Origin of the sequence: Rahnella sp. RFA10(1/100) (genome assembly GCF_004195115.1) — a bacterium.
Lineage (GTDB): Bacteria > Pseudomonadota > Gammaproteobacteria > Enterobacterales > Enterobacteriaceae > Rahnella > Rahnella perminowiae.
Window position 1 is genome coordinate 1,388,226 of record NZ_SEWR01000001.1, and the last position, 16,638, is coordinate 1,404,863.

At 50.5% G+C, this 16,638-nt stretch carries 14 protein-coding genes and 6 tRNA genes; 18 read left to right on the top strand and 2 right to left on the bottom strand.

Annotated features, from left to right (window positions below; translation table 11 throughout):
- Window positions 1–19 precede the first annotated feature (19 nt).
- The 9 genes from ETV65_RS06370 (at window position 20) to ETV65_RS06410 (ending at window position 5,007) form a co-directional block, all read left to right on the top strand.
- A complete protein-coding gene (locus ETV65_RS06370; RefSeq protein WP_129952044.1) occupies window positions 20–1,243 on the top strand; it encodes an ROK family protein in 1,224 nt (407 codons plus the stop codon).
- A gap of 57 nt (window positions 1,244–1,300) precedes the next feature.
- Window positions 1,301–2,053: an HAD-IIA family hydrolase gene (locus ETV65_RS06375; RefSeq protein ID WP_037040039.1), complete on the top strand. Its 753-nt coding sequence runs from the start codon at window positions 1,301–1,303 to the stop codon at window positions 2,051–2,053.
- Window positions 2,054–2,414: 361 nt separating this feature from the next.
- Complete coding sequence (gene asnB / locus ETV65_RS06380) at window positions 2,415–4,079, top strand: asparagine synthase B (RefSeq protein WP_129952045.1); 1,665 nt, start codon at window positions 2,415–2,417, stop codon at window positions 4,077–4,079.
- 228 nt (window positions 4,080–4,307) lie between these two features.
- Window positions 4,308–4,384 (top strand) — tRNA-Met (locus ETV65_RS06385).
- Between the two features lie 7 nt (window positions 4,385–4,391).
- Window positions 4,392–4,476 (top strand) — tRNA-Leu (locus tag ETV65_RS06390).
- A gap of 23 nt (window positions 4,477–4,499) precedes the next feature.
- Window positions 4,500–4,574: transfer RNA gene (locus ETV65_RS06395), tRNA-Gln, on the top strand.
- Between the two features lie 70 nt (window positions 4,575–4,644).
- Window positions 4,645–4,719: transfer RNA gene (locus tag ETV65_RS06400), tRNA-Gln, on the top strand.
- Window positions 4,720–4,811: 92 nt separating this feature from the next.
- A tRNA-Met gene (locus ETV65_RS06405) sits at window positions 4,812–4,888 on the top strand.
- A gap of 44 nt (window positions 4,889–4,932) precedes the next feature.
- Window positions 4,933–5,007, top strand: a tRNA-Gln gene (locus ETV65_RS06410).
- Between the two features lie 101 nt (window positions 5,008–5,108).
- On the opposite strand, the gene ubiF is transcribed toward ETV65_RS06410, so the two are convergent.
- Window positions 5,109–6,293: a 3-demethoxyubiquinol 3-hydroxylase gene (gene ubiF / locus ETV65_RS06415; protein WP_129952046.1), complete on the bottom strand. Its 1,185-nt coding sequence runs from the start codon at window positions 6,291–6,293 to the stop codon at window positions 5,109–5,111.
- Between the two features lie 187 nt (window positions 6,294–6,480).
- Between ubiF and miaB the strand changes: the two genes are divergently transcribed.
- The 9 genes from miaB to ETV65_RS06460 all read left to right on the top strand — a co-directional run bounded on the left by miaB (window position 6,481) and on the right by ETV65_RS06460 (window position 15,967).
- On the top strand, window positions 6,481–7,905 hold the full coding sequence (miaB, locus tag ETV65_RS06420) for a tRNA (N6-isopentenyl adenosine(37)-C2)-methylthiotransferase MiaB (protein WP_129952047.1): 1,425 nt from the start codon (window positions 6,481–6,483) through the stop codon (window positions 7,903–7,905).
- 355 nt (window positions 7,906–8,260) lie between these two features.
- Window positions 8,261–9,319 carry a PhoH family protein gene (locus tag ETV65_RS06425; RefSeq protein ID WP_129952048.1) on the top strand — a complete coding sequence of 353 codons (1,059 nt, stop codon included), beginning with the start codon at window positions 8,261–8,263 and terminating at the stop codon, window positions 9,317–9,319.
- Window positions 9,316–9,789, top strand: coding sequence for an rRNA maturation RNase YbeY (gene ybeY, locus ETV65_RS06430; RefSeq protein WP_013576482.1), 474 nt, complete (start codon window positions 9,316–9,318; stop codon window positions 9,787–9,789). Before ETV65_RS06425 ends, ybeY begins: the two co-directional genes overlap by 4 nt.
- Before the next feature lie 98 nt (window positions 9,790–9,887).
- Window positions 9,888–10,766 (top strand): CNNM family magnesium/cobalt transport protein CorC, encoded by an 879-nt coding sequence (gene corC, locus ETV65_RS06435; RefSeq protein WP_015698153.1) that lies wholly within the window; start codon window positions 9,888–9,890, stop codon window positions 10,764–10,766.
- Window positions 10,767–10,773: 7 nt separating this feature from the next.
- Complete coding sequence (gene lnt / locus ETV65_RS06440; RefSeq protein WP_129952049.1) at window positions 10,774–12,303, top strand: apolipoprotein N-acyltransferase; 1,530 nt, start codon at window positions 10,774–10,776, stop codon at window positions 12,301–12,303.
- Between the two features lie 435 nt (window positions 12,304–12,738).
- Window positions 12,739–13,635 (top strand): amino acid ABC transporter substrate-binding protein, encoded by an 897-nt coding sequence (locus ETV65_RS06445; protein ID WP_129952050.1) that lies wholly within the window; start codon window positions 12,739–12,741, stop codon window positions 13,633–13,635.
- Window positions 13,636–13,824: 189 nt separating this feature from the next.
- On the top strand, window positions 13,825–14,565 hold the full coding sequence (locus ETV65_RS06450; RefSeq protein ID WP_095921162.1) for an amino acid ABC transporter permease: 741 nt from the start codon (window positions 13,825–13,827) through the stop codon (window positions 14,563–14,565).
- 2 nt (window positions 14,566–14,567) lie between these two features.
- Entirely contained in the window at window positions 14,568–15,245 is a 678-nt protein-coding gene (gltK, locus tag ETV65_RS06455; protein ID WP_129952051.1) for a glutamate/aspartate ABC transporter permease GltK, read from the top strand.
- Window positions 15,242–15,967 carry an amino acid ABC transporter ATP-binding protein gene (locus ETV65_RS06460; protein ID WP_013576488.1) on the top strand — a complete coding sequence of 242 codons (726 nt, stop codon included), beginning with the start codon at window positions 15,242–15,244 and terminating at the stop codon, window positions 15,965–15,967. The genes gltK and ETV65_RS06460 overlap by 4 nt, the downstream gene beginning before the upstream one ends.
- Window positions 15,968–16,024: 57 nt before the next feature.
- Here the strand turns inward: ETV65_RS06460 and ETV65_RS06465 are convergent, their stop codons facing one another.
- Window positions 16,025–16,525: a zinc ribbon-containing protein gene (locus tag ETV65_RS06465; protein ID WP_015698158.1), complete on the bottom strand. Its 501-nt coding sequence runs from the start codon at window positions 16,523–16,525 to the stop codon at window positions 16,025–16,027.
- Window positions 16,526–16,638 lie beyond the last annotated feature (113 nt).

Consider the following 16,638-nt stretch of genomic DNA (forward strand, 5'->3'; position numbering starts at 1 on the left):
TGAGCGGATAAAAGCATTGATGACAACTGGCGGACAGCAGGCACAAATCGGCAACGTTGATCTGGTGAAGCAGTTAAACGGCGCGGCGGTTTACCGCCTGATTGACCAACAAGGTCCCATTTCGCGCATTCAGATTGCTGACATGAGTCAGTTAGCGCCCGCCAGTGTCACCAAAATCACCCGACAATTACTTGAGCGCGGGCTGATTAAAGAAGTTGACCAGCAGGCTTCCACCGGGGGCCGGCGCGCGATTTCTATCATCACCGAAACCCGCCCTTTCCATACCGTCGCAGTGCGTCTTGGTCGTCATGATGCGACGATTACACTCTATGATCTCAGCGCCAAATCTCTGGCCGAACAACATTACGCCCTGCCCGAACGGACTCAGGAAACCCTCGAAAATGCCCTGTTCGAGGCGATTGCGCAATTCATCGAATTTAATCAGCGCAAAATTCGCGAACTGATTGCCATTTCCGTCATCCTTCCGGGGCTGGTCGATCCGAATAAAGGCATCGTGCGCTACATGCCACATATCAGCGTGGGCGCGTGGAAATTAGTCGATGCGCTGGAGGCCCGGTTTAAAGTTACCAGCTTTGTTGGCCACGATATCCGCAGTCTGGCACTTGCCGAGCATTACTTTGGTGCTACCCGCGACTGCCAGGACTCTATTTTGGTTCGTTTACATCGCGGTACCGGTGCCGGAATCATCGTTAACGGCCAGATTTTTCTCGGCAGTAACGGCAACGTCGGTGAAATTGGCCATATACAGATCGACCCGCTGGGCGAACGTTGTCATTGCGGTAATTTCGGCTGTCTGGAAACCGTTGCGGCTAACGCGGCCATCGAAAATCGGGTACGTCATTTACTGACACAAGGTTATGCCAGCAAACTCAGCCTGAACGATTGCTCAATTTCGGCGATCTGCAAAGCCGCCAACCGCCACGATCCGCTGGCAACCGAAGTCATCGAACACGTTGGCCGCCAGTTGGGTAAAGGTGTCTCGATCGCGATAAACCTGTTTAATCCGCAAAAAGTGGTGATAGCCGGCGAAATTACCGAAGCCGATAAAGTGCTGCTTCCGGCGATTCAGAACTGTATAAATGCGCAGGTTCTGAAAGATTTCCGGCGTAATTTACCTGTTGTGACGTCCGCCCTGAATCATCAGTCAGCGATTGGTGCGTTTGCCCTGGTTAAACGGGCAATGTTAAATGGCGTTCTGTTACAGCGCCTGATGGAAAATTAAGACGTGCTATAGTATCTGGCTGCCAGAAATGGGACTGAAAATGTGGGTTTGGAAATCATGACGATAAAGAACGTAATTTGTGACATTGATGGCGTGCTGTTGCACGACAATACCGCAGTACCCGGTGCCGACCGTTTTCTGGCGCGGATTCAGGAACAGGGGATGCCTTTGGTCATTCTCACTAACTACCCTTCCCAGACAGCACAAGATCTGGCAAACCGTTTCAGCGCTGCCGGTCTTGACGTGCCTGAAAGTGCTTTTTTCACTTCCGCCATGGCCACCGCTGATTTTCTCAAACGTCAGGAAGGCAAAAAAGCCTATGTCGTCGGCGAAGGTGCCCTGATTCATGAATTATATAAAGCCGGTTTTACCATTACCGATATCAATCCTGATTTCGTGATTGTCGGTGAGACCCGTTCTTATAACTGGGACATGATCCATAAAGCCGCCTATTTTGTGGCAAACGGCGCGCGCTTTATCGCAACAAATCCTGATAATCACGGGCACGGTTTTGTACCGGCCTGCGGTGCGTTGTGTGCACCTATCGAAAAAATCACCGGACGCCAGCCGTTTTATGTCGGCAAACCGAGTCCGTGGATTATCCGTTCGGCACTCAATAAAATGCAGGCGCATTCCGAAGATACCGTCATCGTGGGTGATAATCTGCGGACTGACATTCTGGCGGGCTTCCAGGCAGGTCTGGAAACCGTTCTGGTGCTGACCGGCGTTTCCACACTCAATGATATAGAGGGCATGCCTTTCCGCCCGACCTGGATTTACCCTTCCGTGGCCGACATTGACGTGATTTAAGCCTTTCCGTTAACTGCCTGAAAACGAGTCTGAATTTTTATTCAGGCTCTTTTTTTTGACCTTTTCGCCTGATTTTTATCCACTTTTCTCTTTTTTTGAATCCTCCTCAATTTTTGACGATTAAATTAATAATCCGCTAATTAAACACCCTAAAAATTGATAATCCATCAAAGATAACCCGTCATCAACCAACTATTTATCAGAAGAGCGTTAAACCGCTTGCACAACATGGGGGTTTTGACGCATTTTCATAGTCAGCAACACAACAACGCCGGGTTAAAACTGAAAGAACGGCAACGTTGATCCTCATTCGTAATCATAAAAATGACAGCCAGAGAAACGTCGTTAGGGAGAAAGTAATATGTGTTCAATTTTCGGTGTGCTCGATATCAAAACTGACTCTGTCGAGCTGCGCAAAAAAGCGCTGGAACTGTCGCGCCTGATGCGTCACCGCGGACCCGACTGGTCCGGTGTGTTTGCCAGCGATAAAGCCATTCTGTCGCATGAGCGTCTGTCTATTGTCGACGTCAACAACGGCGCACAACCTTTGTACAACGCGGCACACACGCATGTTCTGGCTGTTAATGGCGAAATCTACAACCACCAGGCTTTGCGCGCTGAACTGGGCGATAAGTATGAATTCCAGACTGCGTCTGACTGTGAAGTTATTCTGGCGTTGTATCAGGAAAAAGGCCCTGCCTTCCTCGATGAATTGCAAGGCATGTTCGCCTTCATCCTTTATGACACCGAAAAAGACGCGTATCTGATTGGCCGTGACCACTTAGGCATCATCCCGCTGTATATGGGTTATGACGAACACGGCAACATGTATGTGGCTTCAGAGATGAAAGCGCTGGTGCCGGTATGCCGCACCATCAAAGAATTCCCGGCAGGCAGTTATTTGTGGAGCCAGGACGGTGAAATTCGCGAATACTACCAGCGCGACTGGTTTGACTTCGACAATGTCAAAGACAACGTGACCGACGCCACAGCGCTGAAAGATGCGCTGGAAGAATCGGTGAAAAGTCATCTGATGTCTGATGTGCCTTACGGCGTCCTGCTATCCGGTGGCCTGGATTCCTCCGTAATTTCTGCCATTACCAAGAAATTTGCCGGCCGCCGTATCGAAGATAAAGATCAGAGCGAAGCCTGGTGGCCGCAGTTGCACTCCTTTGCCGTCGGCCTGCAAGGTTCCCCGGACCTGCGTGCAGCTCAGGAAGTGGCAAACCATTTGGGTACCGTGCACCACGAAATTCATTTCACCGTGCAGGAAGGTCTGGATGCGATCCGCGACGTGATTTATCACATCGAAACTTACGATGTCACGACGATCCGCGCGTCAACACCAATGTATCTGATGTCGCGTAAAATCAAAGCGATGGGTATCAAGATGGTGTTGTCCGGCGAAGGGGCGGACGAAGTCCTCGGTGGTTATCTGTATTTCCACAAAGCGCCGAATGCCAAAGAATTCCACGAAGAAACTGTACGTAAATTACTGGCTCTGCACATGTATGACTGTGCGCGTGCCAACAAAGCGATGTCAGCCTGGGGTGTGGAAGCCCGCGTACCGTTCCTGGATAAAAAATTCCTCGACGTCGCAATGCGTATCAACCCAAAAGACAAAATGTGCGGTAATGGCAAGATGGAAAAGCATATCCTGCGTGAATGTTTCGAGTCTTATCTGCCACACAGCGTTGCATGGCGTCAGAAAGAACAATTCTCTGATGGTGTAGGTTACAGCTGGATCGATACTTTAAAAGAAGTGGCCTCTCAGCAGATCACCGATCAACAGCTCGAAACTGCACATTTCCGTTTCCCGTACAACACACCAACATCAAAAGAAGGCTACCTGTATCGTACGATTTTTGAAGAACTGTTCCCGGTACCAAGTGCGGCAGAATGTGTGCCTGGCGGTCCGTCAGTAGCCTGTTCTTCAGCGAAAGCGATCGAGTGGGATGAAGCATTCAAAAACATGGACGATCCGTCAGGCCGTGCTGTTGGCGTGCATCAGTCCGCCTACAAATAACCGATTTACCGGTAAATCTCCTTATAGCAAACGGGCCTCTCAGGGCCCGTTTTTTTATGAGGAAAGCCAGTAAAAATAATGTCTTTTGCCCAATTAATCACCAGAGTGGTTATAAGCCAGACAAATGGACGCCCTCCGGCCTTTTTCTCCAAAAAAGGTGTTGACGCAAAACGGTCATATACGCATAATGCGCCCCGCAACGCCGATGAAGGTAGCGCGAAAAAAGATGGCTACGTAGCTCAGTTGGTTAGAGCACATCACTCATAATGATGGGGTCACAGGTTCGAATCCCGTCGTAGCCACCATCTTTTTGCGGGAGTGGCGAAATTGGTAGACGCACTAGATTTAGGTTCTAGCGCCGCAAGGTGTGCGAGTTCAAGTCTCGCCTCCCGCACCATTTCCAGACATCGGTAGCACAGTTGGGGTATCGCCAAGCGGTAAGGCACTGGTTTTTGATACCAGCATTCCCAGGTTCGAATCCTGGTACCCCAGCCATTTTCTTACCTTTCACATTGTTATATTGATGTGGTTGTGAGGAAAATCCAGTTTGAAGAAGTTGTACTGTTGGGGTATCGCCAAGCGGTAAGGCACTGGTTTTTGATACCAGCATACCCTGGTTCGAATCCAGGTACCCCAGCCATACTTCTTTCTGTATAATTGGTAAGCACTTGAAATTTATTATTAAGTTAGTTAAATTAGTGCTTGAAGTTTTGAAGTAAGTCAGTAAAATTTGGCTACGTAGCTCAGCTGGTTAGAGCACATCACTCATAATGATGGGGTCACAGGTTCAAATCCCGTCGTAGCCACCATTTTACTTGCAGTACACTGCTTAAAAGGTAGTGAGAAACAAAATTGGGGTGTCGCCAAGCGGTAAGGCTCTGGTTTCTGATACCAGCATACCCAGGTTCGAATCCTGGCACCCCAGCCACATTAGAAAGGCCTGCTTTTTAGCAGGCCTTTTGCTTTTCTACACTTCTACTATCCTGCAAAAAAGGCCGGCAAAGATGCTCATCGCCAGCCTTTAGGTTGTTAAATCCCTAAAGCATATTTCAGCGCTTTGATTTTCAGCACACCTGCACGTTGAGCAGTCATCAGCGCCAGATTACGCAATGCTTTCACCGGCGGCAGATCATTGCTGAAGGCGGTGTAGAATAAATCCATCCCGCTTTGCATCAGCAGATTATCCAGACGACGCTGGCGCTGATAGCGCCGCAACACTTTTTCGCTGCTCCAGGCTTCATTATGGTCACGTGCCTTCTCCAGCACCGATAATAACGCTTCCACGTCGCGGTACCCCAGGTTCACGCCCTGCCCGGCCAGCGGATTAATGGTATGTGCCGCGTCACCCACCAGCGCCAGCCCCGGTAAGACATAACGCTGAGCGTGGCGTCGAACCAGCGGAAACGCACCTGCAGATATTGCTTTCACCGTGCCCAGACGTGCCGGGAAGGCCTGCATCACTTCTGTCGTGAGCTGCTGCATATTCAGCGTTTTCAGGTAACGGATACGCTGCGGGCTGTCATACCAGACCAGCGAGGCCTGATTGCCGGACAATGGCAGAAACGCCCGCGGGCCGGAAGGGAAAAATTGCTGCCACGTCACGTCCTGATCCGGCGTGGCAGTTTCGACATTAATCAGCATGCAGTGCTGACGGTATTCCCACCCGTCCACCCCAATTCCCGCCAGCTGGCGCACCAGGGAGTTCGCACCGTCGGCGGCAATAACCAGTTTCGTGCGCAGCAAATCCCCGGTAGTCAGTTGCAGTGACCAGGTTTTATCACCGTGCTGCAAAAGATGGCGTAACTTTGCCGGACAAAAACAGGTCAGATTGTTATGGGCATCGAACTGTTGCCACAGCGCGAGCTGAAGTACCCGATTTTCGACCATGAAGCCCAGTTCCGGTAATCCGAGGGATTGCGCATCGAATTTCACTTCAGAGCCGTCCGCTTCCCAGGTTTCCAGACGGCGGTACGGTACTGAGCGCATTTTTTCAACCGCATCCCACGCTCCCAGTTTCTGTAAAAAGCGTACTGATGCGCAACCAATCGCGGAGATGCGCAAATCAGCGCGCGCTGACGGGTCAAATCCGGCAGGCGCTTCGTTCTCTATCAGTGCGACCTGCAATCCCTGCTGCGCCATCCCCAGTGCGGCTGCAGCACCAACCATGCCGCCACCGACAATCACTGCATCAAATGTCTTATCAGAATTATTCATTGTGTTCCGGCTTTCTGTTCGGTTCATTATGCGAAGTGTACCGGATTTTTGTGTCAGCATCAGGGCCTAAGCTGTTTTCCTGCACTGGTCAGCACCGGAGTGAGGGTTTACAATAGCCCCCCTGAATAGGCTATGCACTGCGGCACTGCCGATCTAACGTTCCCCCGTATTGAGTACTGACACGCTGATGACTAAAAAACTGCACATAAAAACCTGGGGCTGCCAGATGAATGAATATGATTCATCCAAAATGGCTGACCTTCTCGACAGCACCCATGGTTACCAGCTGACGGATAACGCTGATGAAGCAGATATCCTGCTGCTGAACACCTGCTCAATAAGGGAAAAAGCGCAGGAGAAAGTGTTCAGCCTGCTCGGACACTGGAAATTACTGAAAAAGAAAAACCCGGATATCATCATCGGCGTCGGGGGTTGCGTTGCGTCGCAGGAAGGAGAAATGCTGCGTAAACGTGCGCCTTGCGTCGACATCGTCTTCGGCCCGCAAACTCTGCACCGTTTGCCGGAAATGGTGAACCATGTACGCGGCACCAAAAGCCCGGTCGTGGATATCAGCTTTCCTGAAATTGAAAAATTTGACCGCCTGCCGGAACCCCGCGCAGACGGCCCGACAGCCTTTGTTTCCATCATGGAAGGCTGTAATAAATATTGCAGCTTCTGTGTGGTGCCTTACACCCGTGGCGAAGAAGTTAGCCGCCCGTGCGATGATGTCCTGTTTGAAGTCGCGCAACTGGCCGCGCAAGGCGTGCGTGAGGTTAATCTGCTGGGTCAGAACGTTAACGCCTATCGTGGTGAGGCCTTTGATGGCGGCGTCTGTACCTTCGCGGAATTGCTGCGTCTGGTGGCGGCCATTGACGGCATTGACCGTATCCGTTTCACGACCAGCCATCCGGTCGAATTTACTGATGATATCATCGAGGTATATAAAGACACGCCAGAAGTCGTGAGCTTCCTGCACCTGCCGATCCAGAGCGGTTCCGATCGTATACTGACGATGATGAAACGCCCTCATACGGTGCTGGAATACAAATCGACGATCCGTAAATTACGCGCCGCACGCCCCGATATTCATTTCAGTTCAGATTTCATCATCGGTTTTCCTGGCGAAACGAACGAAGATTTTGAACGTACGATGGATCTGATTGCGCAGGTCAATTACGACGTCAGTTTCAGCTTTATCTATTCTCCGCGTCCTGGTACACCGGCAGCCGACATGATTGATGATGTGAGCATGGACGAGAAGAAACAACGTCTGGCGCTGTTACAGGACCGAATTACCCAGCAGGTTATGCGTTTCAGCCGCGCCACGCTGGGCACCGTTCAGCGCATTCTGGTGGAAGGGACATCCCGCAAGAACATTATGGAACTGACGGGCCGGACCGAATGTAACCGCGTGGTCAATTTCGAAGGTACGCCGGATATGATTGGTAAGTTCGTTGATGTCGAAATTGTCGATGTTTATGCCAATTCGCTGCGCGGTGTGGTTGTCCGCACGGAAGAACAGATGGCGCTTCGCCTGCATGAATCTCCGCAATCTGTTATCGAACGCACCCGTAAAGAAAATGAATTGGGCGTTGGAGTGTATCAACCCTAAACCATCAGAAAGAGGCATTACCTTAAAACAACAGGGCGCTCCGGCGTCCTGTTTCTTTTGAGATTTTCGGTAATAACTTCATCACAAGGGTTTAATTTTCCAGCAAAGGCCGCATATCCGGATGAAGGTACCTGCAACGGCTGCCACCGTGCAGCATATTTTGCCAAGGGCATGTATTATTAACTCAGGTATGGTTGACGGCTGAAAGTAGTTATCAGCCGGGTGTTTAATAAAACGTACCCGAAATAATTCGAGTTGCAGTAAGGCGGCAAATTCGGGTGAGTGAATACAGCCAACGCATCTGCGGCTTGAAATATGAAGGGTAAACTGGTCCGAAGCGACCCAAAGGATTCGTTTGAACGTTGTAACACAAGAGATTTTACTGGAGCCCGAAGACAACCAGCGTTTGCTGAGCCTGTGCGGGCCGTTTGATGACAATATCAAACAACTGGAACGCCGGTTGGGCGTTGAAATCAACCGTCGTGATAACACGTTTAAATTGGTCGGAAAGAGCCTGCCTGTTGCGGCAGCCGCCGACATCCTGCGTGATTTATACGTAGACACTGCGCCGCTGCGCGGTGAAATCCAGGATATTGATCCTGAAAAAATTCATCTGGCGATCAAAGAAAGCCGTGTGCTGGAACAAACGGCAGAAAGCGTACCTGATTTCGGCAAGGCCGTGATCATCAAGACCAAGCGTGGCATGGTAAAGCCGCGCACGCCTAATCAGGCGCAATATATTGCCAACATTCTCGACCACGATATTACCTTCGGGATTGGCCCTGCGGGGACCGGTAAAACCTATCTGGCCGTGGCTGCTGCAGTGGATGCACTGGAGCGTCAGGAAGTACGTCGTATCCTGCTGACCCGTCCTGCCGTTGAAGCGGGTGAAAAACTGGGCTTTCTGCCCGGCGATCTCAGTCAGAAAGTCGATCCCTATCTGCGCCCGCTGTATGACGCATTATTTGAAATGCTCGGCTTTGAGAAAGTTGAAAAACTGATTGAGCGCAACGTTATTGAAGTCGCCCCGCTGGCTTACATGCGTGGCCGTACATTGAACGACGCCTTTATTATCCTTGATGAAAGCCAGAACACTTCGATTGAACAGATGAAGATGTTCCTGACCCGTATTGGTTTTAACTCCAAAGCGGTAATCACCGGTGACGTTACGCAAATCGACTTACCGCGTCATCAGAAGTCAGGCCTTCGTCATGCGATTGAAGTCCTCTCGTCAGTCGGGGAACTCAGTTTTAACTTCTTCCACAGTGAAGACGTGGTACGTCATCCGGTAGTTGCGCGCATTGTTGTCGCCTACGAAGCCTGGGAAGAAGAAGATCAAAAACGCCGCGATGCGATTGCCGCAGACCGTAAACAAGAACATCAGCACAATGCAACACAACAGGTCAGTCAATGAATACGGTAATTCTCGATTTACAAATTGCCTGTGAAGATGCAGCAGGTTTACCGTCAGAAAATGACTTCCAGACCTGGCTTGAGGCGGTGCTTCCGCAATTTCAGGAAGAATCGGAAGTGACAATTCGGCTGGTCGATATCCCTGAAAGTCATGAACTTAATATGACTTATCGGGGGATGGATAAACCGACCAACGTGCTATCCTTTCCGTTCGAAGCACCTCCGGGTATGGAGATGCCACTCCTTGGCGACCTGATTATTTGTCGTCAGGTGGTTGAGAAAGAAGCCAAAGAGCAGGACAAAGAACTTCTGGCCCATTGGGCGCATATGGTCATTCACGGTAGTTTGCATTTGCTGGGTTATGACCATATCGTTGACGAAGAAGCCGAAGAAATGGAATCGATTGAAACTGAGATCATGCAGGGTCTGGGTTATCCTGACCCCTACATTTCAGAGAAAGAAGATAATTAAGATCCACCGTAAACTCGCCTGACGTCTGCCTGATAACGTTTTATCCGCAGGCGCCTGGCCTAATTTTCACTAACTACGAGTAAAAAAAACCAAACGCCATGAGCGATGACCATTCACAAAATAGTGACAGCCCCAGTCCCAAGAAGGGCTTCTTTTCCCTTATCCTTAGCCAGCTGTTTCACGGTGAACCTAAAAACCGTGGTGACCTGGTTGAGCTGATCCGTGATTCAGAACAAAATGATCTGATCGACCCCGATACCCGTGACATGCTGGAAGGCGTGATGGATATCGCCGAGCAGCGCGTCCGGGACATCATGATCCCACGTTCACAAATGATCACGCTAAAACGCAATCAGCCGCTGGAAGAGTGCCTCGATGTCATTATCGAATCTGCACACTCTCGCTTCCCGGTGATCAGCGAAGATAAGGATCACATTGAAGGCATCCTGATGGCCAAAGACCTGCTGCCGTTTATGCGCACAGAGTCTGAGCCATTCAGCATCGATAAAGTGCTGAGAACCGCAGTCGTTGTTCCTGAAAGCAAACGCGTAGATCGCATGCTGAAAGAATTTCGCTCACAGCGTTACCATATGGCAATTGTCGTTGATGAATTCGGCGGTGTTTCCGGTCTGGTGACCATCGAAGATATTCTCGAACTGATCGTCGGTGAAATCGATGATGAATACGACGAAGCAGAAGATCTGGATATCCGCCAGCTCAGCCGTCATACCTATACCGTCCGCGCTCTGGCACCAATTGAAGATTTTAATGAAGTGTTCCAGACCCATTACAGTGACGACGAAGTCGATACGATTGGGGGGCTGGTCATGCAGTCATTCGGCCATTTACCGGCGCGTGGTGAAAGCATTGAAATCGACGGTTACCTGTTCAAGGTTGCGATGGCCGATAGCCGTCGTATCATTCAGGTTCACGTAAAAATACCGGACGACGCGCCGCAACCGATACTGGAAGAATAATCACTCCATGGCAATTGCCTCTTTATATCAACGCCAGCGGGTTCGCGCCCTGCTGGCGCTCTTTTTCGGTGCCTGTGGCACGGTGTCATTTTCCCCTTATGACTTCTGGCCTGCGGCAATTATTTCACTCTGTGGACTGCTGGCCTTAACGCTGGATCGCCGCCCGGCGCAGGCAGCGCTGCTCGGCTTCTTCTGGGGAATGGGGCTGTTTGGCAGCGGCGTCAACTGGGTGTATGTCAGCATTGCCACCTTTGGCGGCATGCCTGAAACCATTAACCTTTTCCTGGTCGTTTTGCTGGCGGCCTATTTGTCGCTGTACACAATGCTGTTTGCGGGCTTGTTCAGCAAACTGTGGCCAAAAACCACCTGGTGGAAACTGGCACTTGGTGCACCGGCATTGTGGCAAATAACCGAATTTCTGCGCGGCTGGGTGCTGACAGGCTTCCCATGGCTACAGTTCGGCTACAGCCAGATCGACGGGCCTCTGAAAGGTCTCGCGCCGATCACCGGTGTCGACGGTATCACCCTTTTACTGACCTCCCTGAGCGGATTGCTTGTCTACGCTGTTTATCAGCGTCGTGTCACGCCGGCGATTATTGCTGCCGCGATGCTGCTCCTGCCGTGGCCGCTGCGCTATATCCATTGGTATCAGGAACAGCCGGATAAAACAGTTGATGTTGCCCTGGTCCAGGGCAATATTCCACAATCCATGAAATGGGATCCGAAAGCGCTGGAAAGTGCGTTACAGACCTATCTGGATCTCAGCCGTCCGTACGTAGGCAAATCCAGCATGATCATCTGGCCGGAATCGGCAATTTCTGACATTGAATCCGATCAGCAGGGTTTCCTGAGCATGGTGGATAATCTCTATCGCGCGCAAAACACCCAGCTCATTACCGGCATTATTGATGCCCGTCGCAACGAAGAGGGTATGAAGGTGTATAACAGCGCCATTGTGCTCGGTGGCGAACAGCAATATCACTATCCTGACGAAAACCGCTTCAACAAACATCATCTGGTGCCTTTTGGTGAGTTTGTGCCGCTGGAGGCTATTCTTCGTCCCCTGGCCCCGTTCTTCGATTTACCGATGTCCGGGCTGACCAGCGGTGATTACGTGCAGAAACCGTTGTTTGTCAGCGGCCTCAATCTGACGACTGCAATTTGTTACGAAGTGGTCTTTGGCGAGCAGGTGCGCGACAACCTGCGGCCGGACACCAACTTCCTGCTGACGATTTCAAACGATGCCTGGTTCGGTCATTCGATTGGCCCGTGGCAACACTTCCAGATGGCGCGTATGCGTTCACTGGAACTGGGCCGCCCGTTGCTGCGCAGCACCAATAACGGCATTACCGCCGTCGTGAATGCACAGGGGGATGTGACCCACGAAATTCCTCAGTTTACCCGCCAGGTGCTGAACGTGAAGGTCACGCCGACCACGGGCATGACGCCTTATGCCTGTGCTGGCTGGTGGCCGGTGTGGTTTGCTACGACAGTCATGGCGGCGGTTGCGCTGTGGCTCTGTCGCCGTAAATCCTAAGTAAAAGCACTGCGTTTTAAAACAGGCACCCGGGGTGCCTGTTCTTTTTTGTAGCACCGCTTTCTTCCCCCTGATTCTCCCCCCTTTTACCTGCTGCCGATTGTTTCGACTGCGGTATTAAGCGCTGCCTTTTTGTCCACTTGTGAAGTTAAATCAGGTCATCTGGCATGACTCTTGCTACATCTGATTGAAAGATATCTGATTAGTTACTTTTTATGACGGAATGCATCATTTCGGTACAAACACGCTCTTCCTCATGCACTTTCTCAGTGCATAGCCGTTTGATTGCTTTGATTTGGTGCGTGTCTCGTCTCAAAAAAGAAACAATGTGGTTTCATAATATTCACATTCAGCTATTTTCTAGCTTCATATGACGAGGCATTAGTACTTTCTGATCCCTGAGTTTGGATCCCTAATGACAGCAAGGAGTTGGACATGCAATTGCGCAAATTGGCGTTATCAGTACTGTTGGCAAGCGTTACCGTAAGCAGCTTTGCTCACGCAGAAGAACTGACCGGCACCCTGAAAAAAATTAAAGACAATGGCGTTATCGTGGTGGGTCACCGTGAATCCTCAGTGCCATTCTCTTACTACAACAACGAACAAAAAGTTGTGGGTTATTCACAGGACTATTCTGACGCTATCGTTGACGCGGTGAAGAAAAAACTGAACCTGCCAAATCTGCAAGTCAAAATGATGCCAATCACTTCACAGAACCGTATCCCGCTGCTGCAAAACGGCACCTACGATTTTGAGTGTGGTTCAACAACCAATAACCTGGAACGTCAGCAACAAGCGGCCTTCTCTGACACCATCTTTGTGATTGGTACGCGTCTGCTGGTGAAAAAAGGTTCAGAGATTAAAGATTTCACTGACCTGAAAGGCAAAACTGTTGTTGTCACTTCCGGTACGACTTCTGAAGTTCTGCTCAACAAACTCAACGAAGAGAAGAAACTGGATCTGCGCATCATCAGTGCAAAAGACCACGGTGATTCCTTCCGTACGCTGGAAACGGGCCGTGCAGTAGCGTTCATGATGGATGATGCCCTGCTGGCGGGTGAACGTGCGAAAGCCAAGAAACCCGATAACTGGGAAATCGTCGGTACGCCGCAATCTAAAGAAGCTTATGGTTGCATGATGCGTAAAGATGATGCTGAGTTTAAAAAATTAGTTGATGACACCATCGTGCAGGCGCAAACCTCCGGTGAGGCAGTCAAGTGGTTTGAAACCTGGTTCAAAAAACCTATTCCTCCGAAAAACCTGAACATGAACTTTGAGCTGTCCGATGACATGAAAGCTCTGTTCAAAGCGCCAAACGATAAGGCGCTGTAAGTCATACCAAATGGACGGGTATAACCAAGAGAAGAGTGAAAAGTGACTAAAATACAAGGTTGGACCACCAACCTGTGATGATACAGATGCGGGGTGGTCGTTCCCCACCCCGCATTCTTTCCCATTCACTTTAGGCGAATTGCGTCATCACTCAGATGGGTAAGCCTTTACCCGCTTTACGGAGTTTTTATGTCAATAGATTGGAACTGGGGCATTTTTCTGCAGCAAGCCCCCTTCGGTAACACCACTTATCTGGGCTGGATTTGGAATGGATTTCAGGTCACTGTCGCACTGTCAATTTGCGCATGGATAATCGCTTTCTTCGTCGGATCTCTGTTCGGTATTTTGCGTACCGTTCCAAACCGCATCCTCTCAGGTATAGGGACTTGTTACGTCGAATTATTCCGTAACGTGCCATTAATCGTGCAATTCTTTATCTGGTATCTGGTGGTCCCTGAACTGCTGCCTGAAAATATCGGCATGTGGTTTAAATCTGAACTGGCACCTGACGTGCAGTTCTTTACCTCCTCAGTCATTTGCCTTGGGCTGTTTACCGCCGCCCGCGTATGCGAACAGGTGCGTGCAGCGATTCAATCTCTGCCAAGCGGACAACGCAATGCCGGACTGGCGATGGGCCTTACGCTGCCGCAAACTTACCGCTATGTGCTGTTACCCAATGCTTACCGCGTGATCGTCCCGCCAATGACCTCAGAGATGGTCAACCTGGTGAAAAACTCCGCTATTGCCTCGACCATTGGCCTGGTTGATATGGCCGCGCAAGCCGGTAAGCTGCTGGATTACTCCGCACATGCATATGAATCATTCACAGCAATCACTGTTGCTTATGTCCTTATCAATGCCGTCATCATGCTGCTGATGCATTTCGTAGAACGTAAAGTCCGCCTGCCGGGCAACATGGGAGGGAAATAAGCATGCATGAATTCGACTGGAGTTCTATTGGTCCCGGCCTGCCCTATTTATGGCAAGGCATGATCATCACGCTGAAGATCACCTCACTGGCCATTGTGGTGGGTATTTTGTGGGGCACCCTGTTGGCGGTCATGCGTCTGTCGACGTTCAAACCTATCAGCTGGTTTGCCTCGGCATACGTCAATCTGTTCCGTGCCGTTCCGCTGGTCATGGTCTTGCTTTGGTTTTACCTGATCGTGCCGGGTTTCTTGCAAAAGGTGCTCGGTCTCTCGCCTAAAACCGATATCCGCCTGATTTCTGCGATGGTGGCATTTGCGCTATTTGAAGCGGCCTATTATTCAGAAATTATCCGTGCCGGGATTATCAGTATCGCCCGTGGTCAGTCCTCCGCCGCACTGGCGCTGGGCATGACACAATGGCAATCCATGAAGCTGGTTATCCTGCCGCAGGCTTTCCGCGCGATGGTGCCATTACTGCTGACGCAGGCTATCGTTTTATTCCAGGATACCTCTTTGGTTTATGTTCTGGGCCTCGCAGACTTCTTCCGCAGTGCCTCTAACATTGGCGATCGTGACGGTACGCTGGTCGAGATGGTGCTGTTTGCAGGATTTATTTATTTTGTTATCAGCCTTTGTGCTTCCTTGCTGGTGCGTTATTTGAAGAAAAGGACCGTTTCATGATTTCACTGAAGAATGTTTCTAAATGGTACGGGCACTTTCAGGTGCTTACCGATTGCAGCACCGAAGTTAAAAAAGGTGAAGTTGTGGTGGTTTGCGGGCCTTCCGGCTCAGGAAAATCAACGCTGATAAAAACCGTGAACGGCCTCGAGCCCGTTCAGAAAGGCGAGATCCTGGTCAACGGTACGCCGGTCAATGACAAGAAGACCAATCTGGCACAACTGCGTGCAAAAGTAGGGATGGTTTTCCAGCATTTCGAACTGTTTCCGCACCTTTCTATCATTGATAATCTGACCCTGGCGCAAGTTAAAGTGTTAAAACGTGACAAAGCGGCAGCGAAAGATAAAGGGCTGAAATTGCTGGACCGTGTCGGTTTATCGGCGCACGCCAATAAATTTCCCGGCCAGCTTTCCGGGGGCCAGCAGCAGCGTGTAGCGATTGCCCGTGCGTTATGTATGGATCCGATCGCGATGTTGTTTGACGAACCGACGTCCGCCCTTGATCCGGAAATGATCAATGAAGTCCTCGACGTCATGGTGGAGCTGGCAAACGAAGGCATGACAATGATGGTGGTAACGCACGAAATGGGCTTCGCCCGTAAAGTGGCCAACCGCGTGATTTTCATGGATGAAGGCAAGATTGTAGAAGATCGCAACAAAGACGATTTCTTTAATAATCCTGAATCAGACCGCGCACGGGATTTCCTGGCGAAGATCCTGCACTGACCCGCACTGAGTCAAAAATAACACCTGCCCGCATTATCAGGGGCAGGTGTTTGTCCGTTAAGGCTCAAACGGGCGACGCGTAAACTCCGTGTTACCACATTTCGGGCATTTACTCAGAATTTCCGGCGTATACACCGCTAAGTGGAAATGACAATTTTCACAGACCAGGTTGCCCAGTCCGACGACTTCTCCGCTGTGATAGATCCCATGGTGGCTGACATCTTTAAAAACCTCTTTCCATTCCAGCTGGGTCTTATCAGTCATATCTGCCAGCTCTTTCCACAAGCTTTCTTTAATGACCCGCATGAACACGCTGTCCGTGCCATCATCTTCTTCAGCCACGGCTTGCTGGTTTTCTTCATAGCTGCGGGCAAATTCATGCAAATCGCGACGCACCGCTGATGTCAGTTGTTCAATCTGGATTTCCGTCAGCTTGCCCTCTTCCTGCAGCCTGACGCGGGCATCCTGCACCAGCGCGCTGATATCGCGTTCTCCCTGTTTTAACCGTTCGGTCAGTGATGCCACCAACTGACGGTAAGATTGCGTAATATTGCTCATATTTCCTCTCCTTGAACTGTCATAACCATTTTCACGGCGGGAGCGCACTGCCTTTATTTTAGTCGTAAATGCCTGATCCGTGGTGCAGATTATCCCGCGCTGACTCGCAGATT